Source organism: Enterobacter sp. MGH 4 (assembly GCF_000534735.1).
GTDB lineage: Bacteria > Pseudomonadota > Gammaproteobacteria > Enterobacterales > Enterobacteriaceae > Enterobacter > Enterobacter intestinihominis.
On record NZ_KI973293.1, the window covers coordinates 316212 to 339756 of the forward strand.

The window sequence follows — 23545 nt, forward strand, 5'->3', positions numbered from 1 at the left end:
GGTTCTTTCAAACAAGCAACAACAAGTAGCGATTAAGCCAGTTTGTTGATCTGCGCGGTCAGGTTTGCTTTATGACGCGCTGCTTTGTTTTTGTGGATCAGACCTTTAGCAGCCTGACGATCCACGATTGGTTGCATTTCGTTAAATGCGTTCTGCGCTGCAGCTTTGTCGCCTGCTTCGATTGCTGCGTATACTTTCTTGATGAAAGTACGCATCATAGAGCGACGGCTTGCGTTGTGCTTACGAGCCTTTTCAGACTGAACGGCACGTTTCTTAGCTGATTTGATATTAGCCAAGTCCAACTCCCAAATATGTTCTATGTGGACAATTCAAAGGCCGAGGAATATGCCCTCTTTGCCTTCTTTTGTCAATGGATTTGTGCAAATAAGCGCCGTTAATGAGCGACGCTACGTTACGTAGTGATGGCGCAGGATTCTACCAGCTTGTCTTTCGTGAATACAGCCTTTCGGCATAAAAATCGCAGTTCTCGGGCAGATTTTTTTGCTGTGAAAGGTCAGCCTGATGAAATCATACGGCTTTCTGTTTCGCGTGAACAATCGCCGGTTAACCTTAACCGCCGTACAAGGTATACTTTGGCGATTTTCACTGTTTTGAGCCAGTCATGAAGCTGATACGCGGCATACATAATCTCAGTCAAGCCCCGCACGGGTGCGTACTGACCATTGGTAATTTTGACGGCGTGCATCGTGGGCATCAGGCGCTGTTGCAGGGATTGCGTAAAGAAGGGGAGGCGCGTGGCCTGCCCGTTGTGGTGATGATTTTCGAACCGCAGCCGCTGGAGCTGTTTGCTGGCGAGAAATCCCCCGCGCGGCTGACGCGTCTGCGTGAGAAGTTACGCTACCTGGCGGAGTCCGGCGTGGACTACGTCCTGTGCGTACGCTTCGACCGTCGGTTTGCCGCGCTGACCGCACAAAACTTTGTCAGCGATCTGTTGGTCAGGCAGCTTGGCGTGCAGTTTCTCGCCGTGGGCGATGATTTCCGCTTTGGCGCTGGTCGTCAGGGCGATTTCTTGTTATTACAGAAGGCTGGCCTGGAGTACGGGTTTGACGTCACCAGTACGATGACCTTCTGTGAGGGCGGGGTGCGCGTCAGCAGCACGGCGGTACGTCAGGCTCTGGCGAACGATGAACTGGACACGGCAGAAACGCTGCTGGGTCATCCGTTCACAATTTCAGGTCGTGTGGTCCATGGCGATGCGCTGGGCCGCACGATAGGTTTTCCGACGGCGAATATACCGCTGCGTCGTCAGGTCTCCCCGGTTAAAGGGGTCTATGCGGTGGAAGTGGCAGGACTGGGTGAGAAGCCTTTCTACGGTGTTGCCAACATTGGTACACGTCCAACGGTTTCCGGTGTGCGTCAACAGTTAGAAGTACACCTGCTGGACGTTGTAATGGACCTCTACGGTCGCCATATAGATGTGATACTGCGTAAAAAAATACGCAATGAACAGCGATTCGCTTCGCTGGATGAACTTAAGGCGCAAATCGCGCGAGATGAATTAACGGCCCGCGAGTTTTTTGGGCTTTAGAACCGGCTTAACTGCCTACGTGATAAATACGGAACCGAGAATCTGATGAGTGACTATAAATCAACCCTGAATTTGCCGGAAACAGGGTTCCCGATGCGCGGCGATCTCGCCAAGCGCGAACCGGGAATGCTGGCGCGTTGGACTGATGATGACCTGTACGGCATCATTCGTGCAGCCAAAAAAGGCAAAAAAACCTTCATTCTGCATGATGGCCCTCCCTATGCGAATGGCAGCATTCATATTGGTCACTCTGTAAACAAGATTCTGAAAGACATTATCGTGAAGTCCAAAGGACTCGCGGGATATGACTCGCCTTATGTTCCGGGCTGGGACTGCCATGGTCTGCCAATCGAGCTGAAAGTGGAGCAAGAGTACGGTAAGCCAGGTGAGAAGTTCACCGCCGCAGAGTTCCGCGCGAAATGCCGCGAATACGCTGCCACCCAGGTTGACGGTCAGCGCGCTGACTTCATCCGTCTGGGCGTGCTGGGCGACTGGTCGCACCCGTACCTGACCATGGACTTCAAAACCGAAGCCAACATTATCCGTGCGCTGGGTAAAATCATCGGCAACGGTCACCTGCATAAAGGCGCTAAGCCGGTGCACTGGTGCGTGGACTGCCGTTCTGCGCTGGCAGAAGCGGAAGTAGAGTATTACGACAAAACCTCGCCTTCTATCGACGTGGCGTTCGAAGCGGTCGATCAGGATGCGATCAAAGCTAAATTTGGCCTGCCAGGCGTAAGCGGTCCAGTCTCGCTGGTTATCTGGACCACCACCCCGTGGACGTTACCAGCCAACCGTGCCATTTCCCTGTCCGGTGAGTTTGAGTACGCGCTGGTACAAATTGATGGTCGCGCGGTTATCCTGGCAAAAGATCTGGTTGAAAGCGTGCTTAAACGCGCGAACATCACTGATTACAGCGTGCTGGGTACCGTAAAAGGCGACGCGCTGGAGCTGATGCGCTTCAAACACCCGTTCCTGGACTTCGACGTTCCGGCGATCCTGGGCGACCACGTCACGCTGGACGCCGGTACCGGTGCGGTGCATACCGCCGGCGGCCACGGTCCTGACGACTACAACATCAGCCTGAAATACGGTCTGGAAATCGCCAACCCGGTCGGTCCGGATGGCTCTTACCTGCCTGGCACCTACCCGGCGCTGGACGGTATCAACGTCTTTAAAGCCAACGACATCATCGTTGACATGCTTCGCACCAGCGGCGCGCTGCTGCACGTTGAGAAAATGCAGCACAGCTATCCGTGCTGCTGGCGCCATAAGACCCCGATTATCTTCCGTGCGACCCCGCAGTGGTTCGTCAGCATGGACCAGAAAGGCCTGCGCGAGCAGTCTCTGAAAGAGATCAAAGGCGTGCAGTGGATCCCGGACTGGGGCCAGGCGCGTATCGAATCCATGGTGGCTAACCGTCCTGACTGGTGTATCTCCCGTCAGCGCACATGGGGCGTGCCGATGTCGCTGTTCGTGCATAAAGAGACGCAGGAACTGCACCCGAACACCCTGGAACTGATGGAAGAGGTGGCGAAGCGCGTTGAAGTTGACGGCATTCAGGCGTGGTGGGATCTCGATTCCCGTGACATCCTGGGCGCTGACGCGGACAACTACGAGAAAGTGCCGGATACCCTGGACGTGTGGTTCGACTCCGGGTCTACCCACTCCTCCGTGGTTGACGTGCGCCCTGAGTTCGCCGGTCACGCTGCCGACATGTATCTGGAAGGCTCCGACCAACACCGCGGCTGGTTCATGTCATCCCTGATGATCTCCACCGCCATGAAGGGCAAAGCACCTTACCGCCAGGTACTGACCCACGGCTTCACCGTGGATGGTCAGGGCCGTAAGATGTCCAAATCCATCGGTAACACCGTTTCTCCGCAGGACGTGATGAACAAGCTGGGCGCGGATATTCTACGCCTGTGGGTGGCATCCACCGACTACACGGGCGAAATGGCGGTGTCTGACGAGATCCTGAAACGTGCTGCTGACAGCTATCGTCGTATCCGTAACACCGCGCGCTTCCTGCTGGCGAACCTGAACGGGTTTGATCCGGTAAAAGACATGGTGAAGCCGGAAGAGATGGTGGTGCTCGATCGCTGGGCGGTAGGCTGCGCGAAAGCGGCACAGGAAGATATTCTGAAAGCCTATGAGTCTTACGACTTCCACGAAGTGGTGCAGCGCCTGATGCGCTTCTGCTCCATTGAGATGGGGTCGTTCTATCTCGATATCATCAAAGACCGCCAGTACACCGCGAAAGCGGACAGCGTGGCGCGTCGTAGCTGCCAGACCGCGCTGTTCCACATCGCAGAGGCGCTGGTACGCTGGATGGCGCCGATCATGTCCTTCACCGCAGATGAAATCTGGGGTTACCTGCCGGGTGACCGTGAGAAGTATGTCTTCACCGGCGAGTGGTACGAAGGTCTGTTCGACCTCTCCAGCACTGAAGCAATGAACGACGCCTACTGGGACGAGCTGCTGAAAGTGCGTGGCGAAGTGAACAAGGTTATCGAGCAGGCGCGCGCTGACAAGAAAGTCGGTGGCTCTCTGGAAGCGATGGTGACCCTGTACGCAGAGCCTGAGCTGGCCGCGAAGCTGACCGCGCTGGGCGATGAATTACGATTTGTCCTGTTGACCTCCGGTGCGAAAGTTGCGGATTATGCCGAGGCATCTGCTGATGCTCAGCAGAGCGAACTGCTCAAAGGACTGAAGGTCGCACTGAGCAAAGCCGATGGTGAAAAATGCCCGCGTTGCTGGCATTACACTTCCGATGTCGGCCAGGTGGCGGAACACGCAGACATCTGCGGACGCTGTGTAAGCAACGTCGCCGGCGACGGCGAAAAACGTAAGTTTGCCTGATGAGTAAAACTCTCTGTTCAACAGGACTGCGCTGGCTGTGGCTGGTGGTAGTGGTGCTGATTATTGATTTGGGCAGCAAGTTCCTGATCCTCCAGAATTTCGCTCTGGGGGATACGGTCCCGCTGTTCCCGTCGCTTAACCTGCACTACGCCCGCAACTACGGCGCGGCGTTTAGTTTCCTTGCCGACAGCGGTGGCTGGCAGCGTTGGTTCTTCGCAGGTATCGCAATGGGTATCTGCGTCGTGCTCGCGGTGCTGATGTACCGCTCGAAGGCCACGCAAAAGCTGAATAACATCGCCTACGCGCTGATCATTGGTGGCGCACTGGGTAACCTGTTTGACCGCCTGTGGCACGGCTTTGTAGTCGATATGATCGACTTCTACGTCGGCAACTGGCACTTTGCGACCTTTAACCTCGCCGATAGCGCAATATGCGTTGGTGCAGCGTTAATCGTGCTGGAAGGCTTCTTGCCTAAACCGGCCGCGAAAGAGCAGGCGTAACAAAACCAGCCGGGTGACGCGTAGCGATCCCGGCCTACAGAATTTGTGGCCCCGTAGGCCCGGTAAGCGTAGCGCCACCGGGCAACAGGTGACCCAAAACAAGCGAGCAATTTGCATGTCTAAATCCGTACAGAGCAACAGCGCGGTTCTCGTTCATTTCACGCTGAAGCTGGATGACGGCTCCACGGCCGAATCCACCCGCAACAATGGCAAACCGGCGCTGTTTCGTCTGGGCGACACCTCCCTGTCTGAAGGCCTCGAACAACAGCTTCTCGGGCTGAAAGAGGGTGAGAAAAAAGCGTTCTCACTGGAACCGGATGCGGCATTCGGTGTGCCAAGCCCGGATCTGATTCAGTACTTCTCGCGCCGTGAGTTTATGGATGCGGGTGAACCGGAGATCGGGGCAATTATGCTCTTTACCGCTATGGACGGCAGCGAAATGCCTGGCGTGATCCGCGAAATCAACGGTGACTCCATTGCCGTTGATTTCAACCATCCGCTTGCCGGGCGTACCGTTCATTTTGATGTAGAAGTGCTGGAGATCGATCCGGCGCTGGAGGCCTGAAATGCAGATCCTGTTGGCTAACCCGCGCGGTTTTTGCGCTGGTGTAGACCGCGCTATCAGCATTGTTGAAAATGCGCTGGAGATTTACGGCGCGCCGATTTACGTGCGTCACGAAGTGGTGCACAACCGCTACGTGGTCGACAGCCTGCGCGAGCGCGGTGCGATTTTTATCGAGCAGATCAGCGAAGCGCCGGACGGCGCAATCCTCATCTTCTCCGCGCACGGCGTATCCCAGGCCGTACGTAACGAAGCCAAAAGCCGCGATCTGACCGTATTCGATGCCACCTGTCCGTTAGTGACCAAGGTGCATATGGAAGTGGCGCGTGCAAGCCGTCGTGGTGAAGAGTCGATTCTGATTGGCCATGCCGGTCACCCGGAAGTTGAAGGCACCATGGGTCAGTACAGCAACCCGGAAGGGGGCATGTATCTGGTTGAGTCGCCGGAAGACGTTTTTACGCTGAATGTGAAAAACGAAGCGCGTCTGTCGTTTATGACCCAGACGACGCTTTCCGTGGACGACACCTCAGACGTGATTGACGCCCTGCGCCAGCGCTTCCCAAAAATCGTCGGGCCGCGCAAAGATGATATCTGCTACGCAACCACCAACCGTCAGGAAGCCGTGCGCGCGTTGGCTGAACAGGCGGACGTGGTGCTGGTGGTCGGTTCAAAAAACTCCTCTAACTCTAACCGTCTGGCCGAACTGGCGCAGCGTATGGGGAAAGCGGCGTTTCTGATCGACGACGCAACGGACATTCAGGAAGCGTGGGTGAAAAACGCGGCCTGCGTCGGTGTTACCGCAGGTGCTTCAGCGCCGGATATTCTGGTGCAAAACGTCATTGCCCGCCTGCAAGAGCTGGGTGGTGGCGAAGCGGTGCCGCTGGAAGGCCGTGAAGAGAACATTGTCTTTGAAGTGCCGAAAGAGCTGCGAATCGACGCCCGCGAAGTGGAATAATTTCTTTTCTGATGAAAGGCCAGCACCTTCTGTGCTGGCCTTTTTTTTGCTTCGTATCTTATCGTGACGACAAAATCATGTCTTTTACTGATATCTGAGTCGGTTTCACGTTAAATTCTAATTATTGGTGTTTTCAGTTGGCAGCCTTAGCGAAGGCTGGTTAATCTGAAAACGGTTTACATCATTTTAACGTAAGAGAATAACTATGCATGATGCACAGATCCGTGTCGCCATTGCGGGCGCGGGTGGACGTATGGGTCGCCAGCTGATTCAGGCGGCACTACAGATGGATGGCGTGGCACTTGGCGCGGCGCTGGAGCGTGAAGGTTCATCCCTGCTGGGCTCCGATGCAGGCGAGCTGGCAGGCGCGGGCAAGACAGGCGTTACCGTGCAGAGCAACCTGGAGGCGGTGAAAGAAGACTTTGACGTGTTCATCGACTTTACCCGTCCGGAAGGCACTTTGACTCACCTGGCGTTTTGCCGCCAGCACGGTAAAGGGATGGTGATTGGCACCACCGGTTTCGATGATGCCGGTAAACAGGCCATTCAGGAAGCAGCCGCCGACATTGCAATTGTCTTCGCCGCGAACTTTAGCGTAGGCGTTAACGTTATGCTGAAACTGCTGGAAAAGGCAGCGAAGGTGATGGGCGACTATACCGACATTGAGATTATTGAAGCGCACCACCGCCATAAAGTCGATGCCCCATCTGGCACGGCGCTGGCGATGGGCGAAGCGATTGCTTATGCAATGGATAAAGATTTGAAAGACATCGCGGTCTATTCTCGCGAAGGTCACACTGGCGAGCGCGTGCCTGGCACCATTGGTTTTGCCACCGTTCGCGCGGGTGATATCGTCGGCGAACATACCGCTATGTTCGCCGATATTGGTGAAAGGGTCGAAATCACACATAAAGCATCCAGCCGCATGACGTTTGCAAACGGGGCGGTACGCTCTGCACTGTGGCTAAAAGGTAAGCCAAATGGTCTTTTTGATATGCGAGATGTGCTCGAACTCAACAATTTGTAAGTGTTATTACCCATCGTGATGTGGTTATTGCAGTCGTAACTGTTTGATTGCATAGGGCAATATTTTATTGCCCTTTTATTTTATCTATTTCAAAGGATTATTGCATTTAAATCATTTAAAGTAAGTGTTTTCATGCTATTTTATGTTGCTGTACTGTAAATTTTGACCATCTGGTCCACTTTTTATTCCCGCAAGACGATTGTTTCTTTTAAACTGCCTGCGCAAGCGGTTTCCACAGTGATTTAGTTGATCTTTTTGCCGCTTAATTTGAAATCAAGCCATCAGGCCTGCAAAAGAATAAACAAAATCCCCGTTTTAAGTTGACTTTTACATGGCAAATCCCCAGAATGCCGCCGTTTGCCAAAAATCCGCTGGCAACACATTTGCATTGATCCATGACATGGTTATGAATTAATATGCAAATAAAGTGAGTGAATATTCTCTGGAGGGTGTTTTGATTAAGTCAGCGCTATTGGTTCTGGAAGACGGAACCCAGTTTATCGGTCGGGCCATAGGGGCAACGGGTTCGGCGGTTGGGGAAGTCGTTTTCAATACTTCAATGACCGGTTATCAAGAAATCCTCACTGATCCTTCCTATTCTCGCCAAATCGTTACTCTTACTTATCCTCATATCGGCAATGTCGGCACCAATGCGGCTGACGAAGAATCCTCTCAGGTACATGCACAAGGCCTGGTCATTCGCGACCTGCCGCTGATTGCCAGCAACTTCCGCAACACCGAAGACCTCTCTTCTTACCTGAAGCGCCATAACATTGTGGCGATTGCCGATATCGATACCCGTAAGCTGACGCGTCTGCTGCGCGAGAAGGGTGCACAAAATGGCTGCATCATCGCAGGGGACAACCTCGATGCGGCGCTGGCGCTGGAAAAAGCGAAAGCCTTCCCGGGCCTGAACGGGATGGACCTGGCGAAAGAAGTGACTACCACAGAAGCCTACAGCTGGACGCAGGGAAGCTGGACGCTGGAAGGCGACCTGCCGGAAGCGAAACCGGAAAGCGAGCTGCCGTTCCACGTGGTGGCCTACGATTTTGGTGCCAAGCGCAACATCCTGCGTATGCTGGTTGACCGTGGCTGCCGCCTGACGGTCGTCCCGGCACAAACGTCTGCGGAAGATGTTCTGAAGATGAACCCGGACGGCATCTTCCTCTCTAACGGTCCTGGCGACCCGGCGCCGTGTGACTACGCTATCGACGCCATTAAGTCCTTCCTTGAAACCGATATCCCGGTATTCGGCATCTGTCTCGGCCATCAGCTGCTGGCGCTGGCGAGCGGAGCGAACACCGTCAAGATGAAGTTCGGCCACCATGGTGGTAACCACCCGGTGAAAGATATCGACAACAACACGGTAATGATCACCGCGCAGAACCACGGCTTCGCTGTGGATGAAGCGACGATGCCAGCTAACCTGCGCGTGACGCATAAGTCACTGTTCGATGGTACCTTGCAGGGTATCCATCGCACCGATAAGCCTGCGTTCAGCTTCCAGGGCCACCCTGAAGCCAGCCCGGGCCCACACGATGCCGCGCCGCTGTTCGATCACTTCATCGAACTTATCGAGCAATACCGTAAGACTGCTAAATAATCAGGAGCTGAGAAGACCATGCCAAAACGTACAGACATAAAAAGCATCCTGATCCTTGGCGCTGGCCCGATCGTGATCGGCCAGGCCTGCGAATTTGACTACTCCGGCGCGCAGGCGTGTAAAGCCCTGCGCGAAGAGGGGTACCGCGTCATCCTGGTCAACTCTAACCCGGCCACCATCATGACCGACCCGGAAATGGCAGATGCGACCTACATTGAGCCGATTCACTGGGAAGTGGTACGCAAAATTATCGAGAAAGAGCGTCCGGATGCGGTGCTGCCGACCATGGGCGGCCAGACGGCGCTGAACTGTGCACTGGAGCTGGAGCGTCAGGGCGTGCTGGAAGAGTTCGGCGTGACCATGATTGGTGCAACCGCCGACGCGATTGATAAAGCAGAAGACCGTCGTCGCTTCGACGTAGCAATGAAAAAAATTGGCCTCGACACCGCGCGTTCCGGTATCGCACACAACATGGAAGAAGCGCTGGCCGTCGCGGCTGACGTGGGCTATCCGTGCATCATCCGTCCATCATTCACCATGGGCGGCACCGGCGGCGGTATCGCCTACAACCGCGAAGAGTTCGAAGAGATTTGCGAACGCGGTCTGGATCTCTCCCCAACCAAAGAGCTGCTGATTGATGAATCGCTGATTGGCTGGAAAGAGTACGAGATGGAAGTGGTGCGTGATAAAAACGACAACTGCATCATCGTCTGCTCCATCGAAAACTTCGATGCGATGGGGATCCACACCGGCGACTCCATCACCGTTGCGCCAGCTCAGACGCTGACCGACAAAGAGTACCAAATCATGCGTAACGCCTCGATGGCGGTACTGCGTGAAATCGGCGTGGAAACCGGCGGCTCGAACGTGCAGTTCTCGGTGAACCCGAAAACCGGCCGTCTGATTGTTATCGAAATGAACCCGCGCGTGTCCCGTTCCTCCGCGCTGGCCTCCAAAGCCACCGGCTTCCCGATTGCGAAAGTGGCGGCGAAACTGGCGGTGGGTTACACCCTTGACGAGCTGATGAACGACATCACCGGTGGCCGCACGCCAGCGTCCTTCGAACCGTCCATCGACTACGTTGTGACCAAAATTCCTCGCTTTAACTTCGAGAAATTCGCCGGCGCGAACGACCGTCTGACTACCCAGATGAAATCCGTTGGTGAAGTCATGGCGATTGGCCGCACGCAGCAGGAATCCCTGCAAAAAGCGCTGCGTGGCCTGGAAGTGGGCGCGACCGGCTTTGACCCGAAAGTCAGCCTGGACGACCCGGAAGCACTGACCAAAATCCGCCGCGAGCTGAAAGACGCGGGCGCAGAGCGTATCTGGTACATCGCCGATGCCTTCCGTGCGGGCCTCTCCGTCGACGGCGTATTTAACCTGACTAACATCGACCGCTGGTTCCTGGTGCAGATTGAAGAGCTGGTGCGTCTGGAAGAGAAAGTGGCAGAGCTGGGCATCAACGGCCTTGACGCAGACTTCCTGCGCATGCTGAAGCGCAAAGGCTTCGCCGATGCGCGTCTGGCTAAACTGGCGGGCGTACGTGAAGCGGAGATCCGCAAGCTGCGCGACCAGTATGACCTGCACCCGGTTTACAAGCGCGTGGATACCTGTGCGGCAGAGTTCTCGACCGATACCGCGTACATGTACTCCACCTATGAAGATGAGTGCGAGGCGAACCCGTCCGTCGACCGCGACAAGATTATGGTGCTGGGCGGCGGTCCAAACCGTATCGGCCAGGGCATTGAGTTCGACTACTGCTGCGTGCATGCCTCGCTGGCGCTGCGCGAAGACGGTTACGAGACCATCATGGTCAACTGTAACCCGGAAACCGTCTCGACCGACTACGACACTTCCGACCGCCTCTACTTCGAGCCGGTAACCCTGGAAGACGTGCTTGAAATCGTGCGCATCGAGAAGCCGAAAGGCGTGATCGTGCAGTATGGCGGCCAGACTCCGCTGAAGCTGGCGCGTGCGCTGGAAGCAGCAGGTGTGCCGGTCATCGGCACCAGCCCGGACGCGATTGACCGTGCGGAAGACCGCGAGCGTTTCCAGCAGGCAGTTGATCGTCTCAAGCTGAAACAGCCGGCGAACGCCACCGTGACCGCGATTGAAATGGCCGTTGAGAAAGCGAAAGAGATTGGTTACCCGCTGGTGGTGCGTCCATCCTACGTACTGGGCGGCCGTGCGATGGAAATCGTCTATGACGAAGCCGACCTGCGTCGCTACTTCCAGACGGCGGTGAGCGTTTCCAACGATGCGCCAGTGCTGCTCGACCGCTTCCTCGACGACGCGGTTGAAGTCGACGTTGACGCTATCTGCGACGGCGAAATGGTGCTGATTGGCGGCATCATGGAGCACATCGAGCAGGCTGGTGTGCACTCCGGTGACTCCGCATGTTCTCTTCCTGCGTACACCCTGAGCCAGGAGATTCAGGATGTGATGCGTCAGCAGGTGCAGAAGCTGGCCTTCGAGCTACAGGTTCGCGGCCTGATGAACGTTCAGTTCGCAGTGAAAGACAACGAAGTTTATCTGATTGAAGTCAACCCGCGTGCGGCGCGTACCGTACCGTTCGTCTCTAAAGCGACCGGTATTCCGCTGGCGAAAGTGGCGGCGCGCGTGATGGCTGGCCAGACGCTGGCTCAGCAGGGCGTCACGAAAGAAATCATCCCGCCGTACTACTCGGTGAAAGAGGTGGTGCTGCCGTTCAACAAATTCCCGGGCGTTGACCCACTGTTAGGGCCAGAGATGCGCTCTACCGGGGAAGTGATGGGCGTGGGCCGCACCTTCGCAGAAGCGTTTGCCAAGGCACAGCTGGGCAGCAGCTCCACCATGAGAAAATCGGGCCGTGCGCTGCTCTCCGTTCGCGAAGGCGATAAAGAGCGCGTGGTTGACCTGGCCGCCAAGCTGCTTAAACAGGGCTTCGAGCTGGATGCAACCCACGGCACGGCAATTGTGCTGGGTGAAGCTGGGATCAACCCGCGTCTGGTGAACAAGGTGCATGAAGGTCGTCCGCACATTCAGGACCGTATCAAGAATGGTGAGTACACCTACATCATCAACACCACCGCAGGTCGCCAGGCGATTGAAGACTCCAAGCTGATTCGCCGCAGCGCGCTCCAGTATAAAGTGCATTACGACACCACCCTGAACGGCGGTTTCGCGACGGCCATGGCGCTGAATGCGGATGCCACCGAGAAGGTGATTTCGGTGCAGGAAATGCACGCTCAGATTAGCAAGTAATCTGCGTAGGCCCGGCAAGCGTTAGCGCCGCCGGGCAAGTGGCGGGTGGCGCTTCGCTTACCCGCCCTACGGTTTTCTTTACCCATCTTAAGAACCTTCTGGTTTTTCATCCGCTTTCAGTCAGTTAGCCTAAAATGGTTAGGTCGATAACGAAAATTCAACTGAGAGCAGGGGAAAACACCATGCAAAATAAACTACTGATCGCTTCCGTTCTGGCTGCCACTGCAATGTTCACCGTGGCGGGCTGTTCGTCAAATCAGGCCGTAAAAACCACCGATGGTAAAACTATCGTTACTGACGGGAAACCGCAGGTGGATGACGATACCGGTCTGGTATCGTACAAAAACGCCGAAACCGGTCAAACTGAACAGATTAACCGTGACCAGGTTAAATCAATGGGTGAGCTGGATAACTAAAAAAAAAGCAGTGGCACATGCCACTGCTTTTTTTGCGTCAGAATGATCGATTACCAGCGATGGTTTAACAAAATATGACCGCCGTAAGCGGCATAGCTGTTTTCACCCCACTCACCGCTGGCACGCAGGGAGATCGTTGTGGTTTCGTTCAGGTTGCCGGTTATGCCCAGCTCTAACTGACCACGATCTTCTGGCGTATCGTTGCTGACGGTTTCGTCGTTGAATGCCAGATCGTTTTGACCAGCACCTTTCAACCAGTTAACTGCGACGTATGGCTGCCAGGCCTTGACGTCCTTCTGCTGGAAGTAGCTTGCTTTAACGCCAAGACGACCAAAGACGCTGTCATTGTCCAGCGTGGTTACGCGTACGCCGTCGCGATCGGTGTGATTTTCCTGATCGAGATAGCTGTAGATCACCTGCGCCTGTGGCTCGATCTTCCATGTACGTTCATTTTCAGACTGGATAACCCACGCGTGGCCGACTTCAACACACGCGGCGAAACCTTCGCTATCGTAATCTTCATCGTTACGATTGCTGGTGACTTTGTTGTTGTACCAGCTATAAGCGGCCCAGGTATCAACGTAGCTGCCCAGACGTAATTTCTGATCTTCCTGCCAGGTGGCGTAAAGCCCAACATTGAAGCCATCAACTTTACCCTGTGCGTCACGCACGTTGTGCTTCGCATCAGAGTGGGTCTTCGCCTGGCCTGCACCGAACATACCACCGGCACGCAGGATGCCGTTATCCATTGGCTTGCTCATGAAATCGCTGCCGACTTGCAGAACGGTGGTGGTGGTGTCGTAGCTGACTTTATCGCCACCCGCATCGTTCTCATGATAGCGACCCTTAACGTACATCCATGTGTTCAGATCGTCTTCATTGCGGAAAGTGAGCTGGTCGCGATCGTCGCGCTTATGCAGGAACATGCTCTGCGCGGCAAGGTAGTTACCTAAGTAAGCACCCACTTCAGGTGCCATAACTTCCGGGGCACTGTTACCGCCGTTATCGGTGTTGCCGCCGTTATCGGTGTTGCCGCCGTTGTCAGTGTTGCCGCCGTTATCGGTGTTGCCGCCGTTGTCAGTGTTGCCGCCGTTATCGGTGTTGCCACCGTTGTCAGTGTTGCCGCCGTTATCGGTGTTGCCGCCGTTGTCAGTGTTGCCGCCGTTGTCGGTGTTACCACCATCATCGGCGTTACCACCGTCATCTGTGTTACCACCGTCATCGGTGTTACCACCATTATCGGTGTTGCCACCGCCGTCGGTGTTACCGCCGTCATCATTATTGCCACCGTCATCGGTGTCGTCGGAAGGATCATCAGAAGGCGTCGCCTTTGATTCCAGATACCAGTTTCCGTCACTGTGCTGGTAGAGGTTATACTCCCAAGCGCCTGCGACGACCGGTTTTGCCAGCGTCAGCTGGGCTTCGGAACTGCCGCCAATGCTGACAATTTCCATACCGTTAAGGGTTTGCGCGCCTGCGCCGCCAATGTTGGTAATGCTGACGCCGGACTGACCGAAGCTGCTGCCCGTAATGGTGAGGTGGTCAGTTGGTGAGTTATCTTCACCCAGAGTGCTGTTCATCACAATCTGGCTACCGTCAGAGCCGGTGTAGTCGCCATTAATCGTAAAATTATTGCCAACGCTATTATCAGCCGCACTCAGCAACAGCGTGCCGCCATTAGCCACGTTGCCGTTGATGGTATCAACACCGGAAGCGCTGAGCGTGGAGTTACCCTGGACTGCATTCCATGCCGCCAGCGTACCGCCGCTAAGAATCGCGATGTTGTTGTTCACTTCGCCTGCGGTGGCAAAGGTCGCGCCGTTTTCAACGGTAACGGTGGCGTTACTGCCCTTGACGCCGAGCGTTGCTCCGGTGGAGACCAGCGTGGTGCCACCGTGCAGAACCGTATTCCCTGTATAGCTATTTTTGCCTGTCAGGGTCAGCGTGTTGGAATCAACTTTTTCGACGTTACCGCTACCGGTCATGTCGGTGGCGAAAGTGAAATCGCTACCCTGATTAAAAATGACGGTACCATTGTTGGTGAGCCCACCGCTGAGCGCCGCAGTTTTTTCGCCATCGCCCAGTTGCAGCGAGGCGTCTTTGGCCACCCGCGTATTACCGGTATTCGATACCGCACCCGACAGGGTTAACGCGCCAGTCTCTATCAGCAAGGAGTCGCCAGAGCCAATAATGTCGAGATCGCCCGACAGTGCCCAGCTTTCACCCTCCATTTTTACGCTGGCAAAACCGTCGCCTTCATTCAGACCCACGAAGTTACTGTCTTCCGTACCGGTGCCGATCAACGTCAGGGTATTTCCTCTGGAATTTGTGGATATTACGTCACCGATGAGGTTGGAGCCAGTGTCGAGCAGTAGCGTGTTATTTTTATCGCTGGCAAACATAATAGCGTTTGTTTCACCACTAATCGTTCCGCTATTTTTGATATCTAATTTTGCTGTATCTTTTACATTGATTCCGTACTGGGTTCCCTGCACAGTGGCACTGTTAAAAATCTTAGTGTTGCCATCATTTGCCGTAATAGCATCACCGTTTGTACCGATAATTTCGCCACTGTTATTAATGCCAATGCCAACCTGAGTACTAAGACCTGTTTTTCCTTTTATCGTTCCGGTGCTGGTATTGGTAATATTTACTGCGGAGGAGTTTTCACTGACAAAAATGCCATTTTCCGAGCCAGTAATGTTTCCACTGTTATTAAAATCACCGAGTAGTGACTGAATATTCACCGCATTCGCGGTGGTGGAGGAAATGGTTGCGCCGATGTCGTTATTAATTACAATGCGCTGTACACCAGTATTTATATTCAGGCCATTTCCCGTGCCAGAAATATTCCCTTCGTTAGTGACATTGGTGAGAGTAAACCCAGAGACCGATACCGCCGCTTCACTACCAGCGGAGGAGATCGTCACGTTTTTATTAATAATATATTCAGCATCGGCTGAGAAATCTTGAGGAACAGAAGTTGATTGGTCAATCGTTGCAGAAAATGCAACCGCAGGGGTGCATATCAACAAGGCAGGAAATATCTTTCCAAGAGTTTTGGTTGTATGATTTAATCTAAAGAAATTGTTGCTCATGTACACATCCATTTGAGTGAGAAGGAACATTAGATAACGTGCGTAAAACGTATTTAGTCCGTCTTAAAGCGTGAGCTTAAAACAAAAAAAAGCATAAAATTATTATTTTTTCAATAGGTTATGTACAGGTTGATTTATTAAATAATGACTTAAGTTTCGCTAAAAATATCTGTTGATAATATGAATGGCCATAACTATTTTGTAGGATGAATTTGTCTCGCGTATCGCTCTTCGTGTTTAGCGCCACTGTCGCTGGTAAGGTGGGATGGGTTGCCAATACTTGCGTTTTACTTTTAACCGTTAGATAGCCCCTTTAAGTCGGGGTGGTAACTGTCTACACTCAATGCTACAAGAAAAGTAAAAGACAGGCATATTCATGGTTTTGATAATTTATGCGCATCCCTATCCGCAACATTCGCATGCGAATAAACGGATGCTTGAGCAGGCAAGGACGCTCGAAAACGTTGAGATACGTTCCCTCTATCAACTCTATCCTGATTTCAGTATCGATGTCGCCGCCGAACAGGAGGCGCTCTCTCGTGCCGATCTGATCGTCTGGCAGCATCCGATGCAGTGGTACAGCACACCTCCGCTGCTGAAATTGTGGATCGACAAAGTCTTGTCGCACGGTTGGGCATACGGACATAACGGCAAAGCGCTTCAGGGAAAAAGCCTGATGTGGGCTGTAACCACCGGTGGGGGTGAAAGCCACTTTGAGATTGGCACTTTCCCCGGATTTGACGTGCTGGCGCAGCCGCTCCAGGCTACCGCCCTTTACTGTGGCCTGAACTGGCTTCCGCCTTTTGCAATGCACTGTACCTTTGTCTGCGACGATGAAACCTTGCAGGCGCAGGCTCGTCACTACAAACAACGCTTACTCGAGTGGCAGGAGGGGCACAATGGATAGCCATACGATGATACAGGCGCTGATTTACCTCGGCGCGGCGGCATTAATTGTGCCCGTGGCGGTCCGTCTGGGGCTGGGCTCGGTGCTCGGCTATCTGATTGCCGGGTGTGTGATTGGCCCCTGGGGCTTTCGGCTGGTGACGGATGCCGAGTCAATCCTGCATTTTGCGGAAATCGGCGTGGTGCTGATGCTGTTTGTGATTGGCCTGGAATTGGATCCGCAGCGGCTGTGGAAACTGCGCGCCTCGGTGTTTGGCGGTGGCGCTTTGCAAATGCTGGCCTGCGGTCTGCTGTTGGGCGGGTTCTGCATTTTGCTGGGGATGGAGTGGAAAGTCGCAGAGCTGATTGGCATGACGCTGGCGCTCTCCTCGACGGCGATTGCCATGCAGGCAATGAACGAACGTAACCTGACGGTCTCGCAAATGGGGCGCAGCACCTTCTCCGTACTGCTGTTCCAGGATATTGCCGCCATCCCGCTGGTAGCGATGATCCCGCTGCTGGCAACCAGCGGCGCTTCAACGACGCTGGGGGCATTTGCCTTATCTGCGCTGAAGGTTGTCGGTGCGCTGGCGCTGGTAATTCTTCTGGGGCGCTACGTAACGCGTCCGTTGCTGCGCTTTGTGGCTCGCTCTGGCCTGCGCGAAGTATTCAGCGCCGTTGCGTTATTCCTGGTGTTTGGTTTTGGATTGCTGCTTGAAGAGGCTGGGCTGTCGATGGCGATGGGCGCTTTCCTCGCAGGGGTCTTACTGGCAAGCTCCGAATATCGTCACGCGCTGGAAAGCGATATCGAGCCGTTTAAAGGATTGCTGCTTGGGCTGTTTTTCATCGGCGTCGGGATGTCTATCGACTTCGGGACGCTGGTAACCCACCCGCTGCGCATCATCATTCTGCTGGTGGGTTTCCTGGTCATTAAAATGGCGATGCTGTGGCTGATTGCCCGACCGTTAAACGTGCCAAAACCGCAACGCCGCTGGTTTGCCGTGCTGTTGGGGCAGGGGAGTGAGTTTGCTTTCGTGGTCTTTGGCGCCGCGCAAATGGCAAATGTACTCGATCCGGAATGGGCAAAAGCGCTGACGCTGGCGGTCGCGCTGTCGATGGCCGCAACGCCAATTCTGCTGGTGCTGCTGACGCGTCTGGAAAAAACGGGAAGCGAACAGGAGCGAGAAGCCGATGAGATCGACGAGGAGCAGCCTCGCGTGATCATCGCCGGATTTGGCCGCTTCGGGCAGATCGCCGGCCGTTTACTGCTTTCCAGCGGTGTGAAAATGGTTATCCTCGATCACGATCCTGACCATGTTGATACGCTGCGTAAATTCGATATGAAAGTGTTTTATGGTGATGCGACCCGGGCGGACCTGCTGGAATCCGCCGGGGCGGCGAAAGCCGAGGTGCTGATTAACGCCATCGACGATCCTGAGACCAGCATGCAGATGGTTGAGCTGGTTAAAGAACATTTTCCGCATCTGACCATTATCTCACGTGCGCGCGATGTGGATCACTACATCCAGCTGCGTCAGGCGGGGGTGGCAGCCCCTGAACGTGAAACCTTCGAAGGGGCGCTCAAATCTGGCCGCATGGCGCTGGAAAGTCTGGGGCTTGGTGCGTATGAAGCGCGTGAACGTGCCGATCTGTTCCGCCGCTTTAACCATGAGATGGTGGAAGAGATGGTGGCGATGGCGAGCAGTACGGCAACCGAACGCGCAGCGGTGTTTAAACGCACCAGCACCATGCTGACGGAAATCATCAACGAGGATCGTAATCACCTGTCGCTGGTTCAGCGCCACGGCTGGCAAGGGACGGAAGAGGGCAAGCATACCGGTGATCCTGCGGATGAACCGGAGAGTAAACCCTCTGCGTGAAGTGGAGTTGCCAGCAATATTAAAAAATTTCTAATTCTTTACCCTGCCGCCAGTCGACGAAAGATTAAGCTTTCCGTATAGTGGCGGCAATTTTTTGCATCCGGGAAATTTTCAATGATCAGTCTGATTGCAGCGCTGGCGGTAGACCGCGTTATCGGCATGGAAAACGCCATGCCGTGGAACCTGCCTGCCGATCTCGCATGGTTTAAACGTACTACGTTAAACAAGCCGGTAGTGATGGGCCGCCTGACCTGGGAGTCGATTGGTCGTCCATTGCCGGGTCGTAAGAATATTGTGATCAGTAGCCAGCCGGGCACTGACGATCGCGTGCAGTGGGTGAAATCCGTTGATGAAGCGATTGCCGCCTGCGGCGATGCCGAAGAGATCATGGTGATCGGTGGTGGTCGCGTGTATGAGCAGTTCCTGCCAAAAGCGCAGAAACTGTATCTGACGCACATTGATGCGGAAGTGGAAGGGGATACCCATTTTCCGGATTACGATCCGGACGAGTGGGAGTCCGTATTCAGTGAGTTTCACGATGCGGATGCGCAGAACTCGCACAGCTACTGCTTCGAAATTCTGGAACGTCGTTAACGTTTTTATCCTCTCCCCAAAGGGAGAGGATAAACATCTTCAGGAGGCGACCGCCTCTCCCTCGCCTAAATCCAGCTGTCGGTTGGATGGCTGGACAAAGTAGGTTTTATCTTCCCAGCGTAAGCAGGTTAAATCCCCGCCCCAGCAGCATCCGGTATCCAGCGCATAGATATTTTCCGGGGTGCCTTTTCCTTCCAGTGATGCCCAGTGCCCAAATACCACGCTATATTCGTTTGTCACGGGGCCCGGAATCGCAAACCATGGCTTAAGCGGCGCAGGGGCATTTTCCGGCGTATCTTTGCAATACATATCCAGCTGCCCGTTCGGGAAGCAGTAGCGCATCCGCGTAAAAGCATTGGTGATAAAACGTAGCCGCGCCAGGCCGCTGAGGTCATCACTCCAGTTATTCGGCATGTCGCCGTACATCGCATCGAGGAAGAACGGGTAGGAGTCGCTCGCCAGCACCGCTTCGGCGTCGCGCGCACAGGTTTTTGCCGTCTCAAGATCCCACTGAGGCGTGATGCCGGCATGAGCCATCACCAGCTTTTTCTCTTCGTCAATCTGTAGCAGTGGCTGGCGACGCAGCCAGTTGAGCAACTCATCGGCATCCGGTGCTTCCAGCAGGGGGGTAATGCGATCTTTCGGCTTATTACGGCTGATCCCGGCGTATACGGCCAGCAGATGCAGATCGTGGTTGCCCAGTACCAGCCGCACGCTGTCGCCCAGAGATTTGACGTAACGCAGGACGTCAAGGGAGCCAGGGCCGCGCGCCACTAAATCGCCTGTAAGCCAGAGCGTGTCCTGCCCGGGAGTAAAATCGACCTGTTTTAATAATGCGATCAGTTCATCGTAGCAACCGTGAACGTCGCCAATCAGATATGTAGACATTAGATTAGTGAATAAGTGTAGGTACGGCGAGACGGAACACAGGAATAGCAATGCGGAAAGCATTACCGTCGGCATCGACCATTTCGTAATGGCCTTGCATGGTACCCAGTGGCGTTTCAATGACCGCACCGCTGGTGTACTGATACTCTTCGCCAGGGGCGATATGGGGTTGTTCACCGACCACACCTTCACCCTGGACTTCAATTTCGCGGCCATTGCCGTTGGTGATAAGCCAGTAGCGCCCGAGCAGTTGCACAGGCGTCCGCCCCAGATTGCGAATGGTTACGGTATAAGCAAAGACAAAACGTTCTTCATCCGGTGTGGATTGGGACTCAATGTAGACGCTTTGAACCTGAACACAGACGCGGGGCGAATCAATCATGGCTTAGCTCTCCTTCGGCGGCGCATTGTCGCTTATGTAATTAGCCAGCTTGCAGTAGTGCTCTACGGAAATATTTTCCGCACGCATTGCCGGGTCGATGCCCAACTCAGCTAACACGTCAACGGTAAACAGATTGCCAAGGCTGTTACGAATCGTTTTACGGCGCTGGTTAAAGGCTTCTGTCGTGATACGGCTCAGCACGCGCAGGTCTTTGACCGGATACGGCATCGTTTTATGTGGCACCAGGCGCACAACCGCAGAATCCACTTTTGGTGGTGGCGTGAACGCGGAAGGCGGCACTTCTAATACCGGGATCACGTTGCAGTAATATTGCGCCATCACGCTTAAACGACCATACGCTTTACTGTTCGGCCCTGCAACCAGACGGTTAACGACCTCTTTTTGCAACATGAAGTGCATGTCGGCAATGGCATCAGTATAGCTAAACAGATGGAACATCAGCGGGGTGGAGATGTTGTACGGCAGGTTACCGAACACGCGCAGCGGCTGTCCCATTTTTTCTGACAGTTCGCCAAAGTTCATGGTCATCGCATCCTGCTGATAAATCGTCAGCTTCGGCCCGAGGAAAGGGTGCGTTTGCAGACGCGCGGCCAGATCGCGGTCGAGTTCGATAACGGTCAGTTCGTCAAGGCGTTCGCCTACCGGCTCGGTCAGCGCGGCAAGACCCGGGCCGATTTCGACCATGGCCTGGCCTTTCTGCGGATTAATGGCAGAAACGATACTGTCGATCACAAACTGATCGTTGAGGAAGTTTTGCCCGAAGCGTTTACGGGCTAAGTGGCCCTGATGGACTCGATTAGTCATTGAGTATTAACAATCATTTTGATGGCGAGATTAAGCGCCGTGATAAAACTGCCGACATCCGCTTTTCCTTGGCCTGCCAGATCCAGCGCAGTACCGTGGTCAACGGACGTTCGAATAAAGGGTAAGCCGAGGGTGATATTCACCCCGCGACCAAATCCCTGGTATTTTAGCACGGGCAGACCCTGATCGTGGTACATCGCGAGTACGGCATCGGCTTTATCCAGGTATTTGGGCTGGAAAAGGGTGTCGGCAGGCAGTGGCCCGCTGAGGTTCATCCCCTTCGCCCGCATCTCCTCAAGCACCGGAATGATGGTGTCGATCTCTTCAGTGCCCATATGTCCGCCCTCACCCGCGTGCGGATTCAGGCCGCAAACCAGCACATGCGGCTGTGGAATACCGAATTTGGTTTGCAGATCATGATGCAAAATGCCAATGATCTCACGCAGGAGTTCAGGCGTAATGGCATCCGGAATGGCTTTGATCGGCAGGTGCGTTGTTACCAGCGCAACGCGCATTGCTTCGGTTGCCAGCATCATCACCACTTTCGGGCTGTGCGAACGCTCTTCGAAAAATTCGGTATGCCCGGTAAATGGAATGCCCGCGTCGTTGATTACGCCTTTATGCACCGGACCGGTGATCAGGGCGGCAAATTCGCCCTGAAGGCAACCGTCACAGGCGCGCGCCAGCGTCTCGACAACGTAGTGGCCGTTTTCGATGTGTAACTCACCGGGGACAACAGGTGCACGGAGCGGAACTGAAAGCAGGGTGAGAGTACCAGCCTGCTGCGGTGCGGGCTGTTGGCCTTCAACGTAAGGGAGGAGCGTTAAAGGCAGACCGAGCAAGGCTGCCCGGTCTTGTAGCAGTGTTGCATCTGCGCAGACCACCAACTCTACCGGCCAGCTGCGCTGGGCGAGCTGAACCACAAGGTCAGGCCCAATCCCGGCGGGTTCGCCGGGAGTGATCACAACACGATGCGGTTTCATTAGTTGCTCAACACTTTCACGTAAGCGCTGGCGCGTTGTTCCTGCATCCAGGTTGCGGCTTCTTCAGAGAACTTACGGTTAAACAGCATGCGATACGCACGATCTTTCTGCGCCGCGTCGGTTTTGTCCACGTTGCGCGTGTCCATCAGCTGGATCAGATGCCAGCCGAAGGAGGAGTGCACTGGCGCGCTCATCTGACCCTTATTCAGCTTCATTAACGCATCGCGGAAAGCTGGATCGTAAATATCCGCTGCCGCCCAACCCAGGTCACCGCCCTGGTTTGCAGAGCCAGGATCCTGAGAGAACTCTTTTGCCGCTTTATCGAAGGTGGTTTTACCGCTCTTGATGTCTGCGGCGATTTGTTCCAGCTTCGCACGGGCCTGATCGTCAGTCATGATTGGAGACGGTTTGAGCAGGATATGGCGCGCATGCACTTCGGTAACCGAAATGTTCTGGCTCTGACCGCGCAGGTCGTTCACTTTCAGAATGTGGAAGCCCACACCGGAACGGATTGGACCGACGATGTCGCCTTTCTTCGCCGTGCTCAGCGCCTGGGCAAACAGGGATGGCAGCTCCTGAATACGGCCCCAGCCCATCTGGCCGCCTTTCAGCGCCTGCTGGTCAGCAGAGAAGGTGATCGCCAGTTTGCCGAAGTCATCGCCATTACGCGCCTGCTCAACGATAGCGCGCGCCTGACTTTCCGCCTCAGCCGCCTGATCGGAGGTTGGGTTTTCCGGCAGTGGGATCAGTATGTGGCTCAGGTTAAGTTCAGTGCTGGCATCATTCTGATTACCCACCTGTTTCGCCAGGGCATCCACTTCCTGAGGCAGGATGGTGACGCGGCGACGGACTTCATTGTTACGCACTTCTGAAATCAGCATCTCTTTACGGATCTGATTACGGTAGGTGGCATAGCTGATGCCGTCATAGGCCAGGCGGCTACGCATCTGGTCCGGGGTAATGTTGTTCTGCTTTGCAATGTTAGCGATCGCCTGATCGAGCTGCTCGTCAGAGATCTTCACACCCATTTTCTGGCCCATTTGCAGGACAATCTGATCCATGATCAGACGTTCCAGGATCTGGTGGCGCAGCGTAGCGTCATCCGGAAGTTGTTGACCTGCCTGGCCCGAGTTGAGCTTTACAGATTTCATCAAACCGTCAACGTCACTTTCAAGCACGACGCCGTTGTTAACCACAGCCGCGACTTTATCGACAACCTGTGGGGCCGCGAAGCTGGTATTCGCAACCATAGCGACACCGAGTAGCAGCGTTTTCCAGTTCTTCATACTTTTT

Annotated in this window: 19 protein-coding genes and 1 pseudogene; 13 read left to right on the forward strand and 7 right to left on the reverse strand. The window is 54.6% G+C overall.

The features are described 5' to 3' along the window. Positions 1-32 precede the first annotated feature (32 nt). Complete coding sequence (gene rpsT / locus L350_RS09125; RefSeq protein WP_003856458.1) at positions 33-296, reverse strand: 30S ribosomal protein S20; 264 nt, start codon at positions 294-296, stop codon at positions 33-35. A 101-nt stretch (positions 297-397) separates the two neighbouring features. On the opposite strand from rpsT, the pseudogene L350_RS24870 reads away from it, so the two are divergent. The 10 genes and pseudogenes from L350_RS24870 (at position 398) to L350_RS09080 (ending at position 12717) form a co-directional block, all read left to right on the forward strand. After that, positions 398-615: pseudogene (locus tag L350_RS24870) on the forward strand (DUF2575 domain-containing protein). A gap of 7 nt (positions 616-622) precedes the next feature. Then, positions 623-1549: a bifunctional riboflavin kinase/FAD synthetase gene (gene ribF / locus L350_RS09120; protein WP_023299293.1), complete on the forward strand. Its 927-nt coding sequence runs from the start codon at positions 623-625 to the stop codon at positions 1547-1549. A gap of 45 nt (positions 1550-1594) precedes the next feature. Continuing rightward, positions 1595-4411: an isoleucine--tRNA ligase gene (ileS, locus tag L350_RS09115; protein WP_032625429.1), complete on the forward strand. Its 2817-nt coding sequence runs from the start codon at positions 1595-1597 to the stop codon at positions 4409-4411. Next, positions 4411-4911, forward strand: a complete 501-nt coding sequence (gene lspA / locus L350_RS09110; RefSeq protein WP_022647008.1) for a signal peptidase II — start codon at positions 4411-4413, stop codon at positions 4909-4911. The genes ileS and lspA overlap by 1 nt, the downstream gene beginning before the upstream one ends. A 115-nt stretch (positions 4912-5026) precedes the next feature. Continuing rightward, positions 5027-5476: an FKBP-type peptidyl-prolyl cis-trans isomerase gene (gene fkpB, locus L350_RS09105; RefSeq protein ID WP_032625432.1), complete on the forward strand. Its 450-nt coding sequence runs from the start codon at positions 5027-5029 to the stop codon at positions 5474-5476. 1 nt (position 5477) lies between these two features. Next, positions 5478-6428, forward strand: coding sequence for a 4-hydroxy-3-methylbut-2-enyl diphosphate reductase (gene ispH, locus L350_RS09100; RefSeq protein ID WP_032625434.1), 951 nt, complete (start codon positions 5478-5480; stop codon positions 6426-6428). A 205-nt stretch (positions 6429-6633) separates the two neighbouring features. After that, on the forward strand, positions 6634-7455 hold the full coding sequence (gene dapB / locus L350_RS09095) for a 4-hydroxy-tetrahydrodipicolinate reductase (RefSeq protein ID WP_022647011.1): 822 nt from the start codon (positions 6634-6636) through the stop codon (positions 7453-7455). Between the two features lie 454 nt (positions 7456-7909). Next, positions 7910-9058, forward strand: a complete 1149-nt coding sequence (gene carA / locus L350_RS09090) for a glutamine-hydrolyzing carbamoyl-phosphate synthase small subunit (RefSeq protein WP_023299297.1) — start codon at positions 7910-7912, stop codon at positions 9056-9058. 18 nt (positions 9059-9076) lie between these two features. After that, a complete protein-coding gene (gene carB, locus L350_RS09085; protein ID WP_032625437.1) occupies positions 9077-12301 on the forward strand; it encodes a carbamoyl-phosphate synthase large subunit in 3225 nt (1074 codons plus the stop codon). 182 nt (positions 12302-12483) lie between these two features. Continuing rightward, complete coding sequence (locus L350_RS09080) at positions 12484-12717, forward strand: YgdI/YgdR family lipoprotein (RefSeq protein WP_003856439.1); 234 nt, start codon at positions 12484-12486, stop codon at positions 12715-12717. Positions 12718-12767: 50 nt separating this feature from the next. On the opposite strand, the gene L350_RS09075 is transcribed toward L350_RS09080, so the two are convergent. Beyond that, a complete protein-coding gene (locus tag L350_RS09075; protein ID WP_032625439.1) occupies positions 12768-15815 on the reverse strand; it encodes an autotransporter family protein in 3048 nt (1015 codons plus the stop codon). A gap of 376 nt (positions 15816-16191) precedes the next feature. Here L350_RS09075 and kefF point away from each other — a divergent pair, with 376 nt between their 5' ends. The 3 genes from kefF (at position 16192) to folA (ending at position 19174) form a co-directional block, all read left to right on the forward strand. Then, positions 16192-16722, forward strand: coding sequence for a glutathione-regulated potassium-efflux system oxidoreductase KefF (gene kefF, locus L350_RS09070; RefSeq protein ID WP_032625442.1), 531 nt, complete (start codon positions 16192-16194; stop codon positions 16720-16722). Continuing rightward, entirely contained in the window at positions 16715-18580 is a 1866-nt protein-coding gene (gene kefC / locus L350_RS09065; RefSeq protein ID WP_022647016.1) for a glutathione-regulated potassium-efflux system protein KefC, read from the forward strand. Before kefF ends, kefC begins: the two co-directional genes overlap by 8 nt. Before the next feature lie 114 nt (positions 18581-18694). After that, on the forward strand, positions 18695-19174 hold the full coding sequence (gene folA / locus L350_RS09060; RefSeq protein ID WP_003856431.1) for a type 3 dihydrofolate reductase: 480 nt from the start codon (positions 18695-18697) through the stop codon (positions 19172-19174). A 39-nt stretch (positions 19175-19213) separates the two neighbouring features. On the opposite strand, the gene apaH is transcribed toward folA, so the two are convergent. From apaH to surA, 5 genes are read right to left on the reverse strand one after another with little or no spacing between them, the layout of a single operon-like run. Next, positions 19214-20062 (reverse strand): bis(5'-nucleosyl)-tetraphosphatase (symmetrical) ApaH, encoded by an 849-nt coding sequence (gene apaH / locus L350_RS09055; protein WP_022647017.1) that lies wholly within the window; start codon positions 20060-20062, stop codon positions 19214-19216. A gap of 4 nt (positions 20063-20066) precedes the next feature. Beyond that, a complete protein-coding gene (gene apaG, locus L350_RS09050; protein ID WP_032625445.1) occupies positions 20067-20444 on the reverse strand; it encodes a Co2+/Mg2+ efflux protein ApaG in 378 nt (125 codons plus the stop codon). A gap of 3 nt (positions 20445-20447) precedes the next feature. Continuing rightward, on the reverse strand, positions 20448-21269 hold the full coding sequence (rsmA, locus tag L350_RS09045) for a 16S rRNA (adenine(1518)-N(6)/adenine(1519)-N(6))-dimethyltransferase RsmA (RefSeq protein ID WP_022647018.1): 822 nt from the start codon (positions 21267-21269) through the stop codon (positions 20448-20450). Beyond that, positions 21266-22252: a 4-hydroxythreonine-4-phosphate dehydrogenase PdxA gene (gene pdxA, locus L350_RS09040; protein WP_022647019.1), complete on the reverse strand. Its 987-nt coding sequence runs from the start codon at positions 22250-22252 to the stop codon at positions 21266-21268. Before pdxA ends, rsmA begins: the two co-directional genes overlap by 4 nt. Then, entirely contained in the window at positions 22252-23538 is a 1287-nt protein-coding gene (surA, locus tag L350_RS09035) for a peptidylprolyl isomerase SurA (protein ID WP_032625447.1), read from the reverse strand. Before surA ends, pdxA begins: the two co-directional genes overlap by 1 nt. Positions 23539-23545 lie beyond the last annotated feature (7 nt).

Coding starts and splice junctions, on each gene's coding strand:
- fkpB (WP_032625432.1), top strand. CDS start 5,027: ATGTCTAAATCCGTACAGAGCAACAGCGCGGTTCTCGTTCATTTCACG.
- ispH (WP_032625434.1), top strand. CDS start 5,478: ATGCAGATCCTGTTGGCTAACCCGCGCGGTTTTTGCGCTGGTGTAGAC.
- ribF (WP_023299293.1), top strand. CDS start 623: ATGAAGCTGATACGCGGCATACATAATCTCAGTCAAGCCCCGCACGGG.
- kefF (WP_032625442.1), top strand. CDS start 16,192: ATGGTTTTGATAATTTATGCGCATCCCTATCCGCAACATTCGCATGCG.
- dapB (WP_022647011.1), top strand. CDS start 6,634: ATGCATGATGCACAGATCCGTGTCGCCATTGCGGGCGCGGGTGGACGT.
- kefC (WP_022647016.1), top strand. CDS start 16,715: ATGGATAGCCATACGATGATACAGGCGCTGATTTACCTCGGCGCGGCG.
- carB (WP_032625437.1), top strand. CDS start 9,077: ATGCCAAAACGTACAGACATAAAAAGCATCCTGATCCTTGGCGCTGGC.
- apaG (WP_032625445.1), bottom strand. CDS start 20,444: ATGATTGATTCGCCCCGCGTCTGTGTTCAGGTTCAAAGCGTCTACATT.
- L350_RS09080 (WP_003856439.1), top strand. CDS start 12,484: ATGCAAAATAAACTACTGATCGCTTCCGTTCTGGCTGCCACTGCAATG.
- lspA (WP_022647008.1), top strand. CDS start 4,411: ATGAGTAAAACTCTCTGTTCAACAGGACTGCGCTGGCTGTGGCTGGTG.
- apaH (WP_022647017.1), bottom strand. CDS start 20,062: ATGTCTACATATCTGATTGGCGACGTTCACGGTTGCTACGATGAACTG.
- pdxA (WP_022647019.1), bottom strand. CDS start 22,252: ATGAAACCGCATCGTGTTGTGATCACTCCCGGCGAACCCGCCGGGATT.
- surA (WP_032625447.1), bottom strand. CDS start 23,538: ATGAAGAACTGGAAAACGCTGCTACTCGGTGTCGCTATGGTTGCGAAT.
- rsmA (WP_022647018.1), bottom strand. CDS start 21,269: ATGACTAATCGAGTCCATCAGGGCCACTTAGCCCGTAAACGCTTCGGG.
- ileS (WP_032625429.1), top strand. CDS start 1,595: ATGAGTGACTATAAATCAACCCTGAATTTGCCGGAAACAGGGTTCCCG.
- folA (WP_003856431.1), top strand. CDS start 18,695: ATGATCAGTCTGATTGCAGCGCTGGCGGTAGACCGCGTTATCGGCATG.
- L350_RS09075 (WP_032625439.1), bottom strand. CDS start 15,815: ATGAGCAACAATTTCTTTAGATTAAATCATACAACCAAAACTCTTGGA.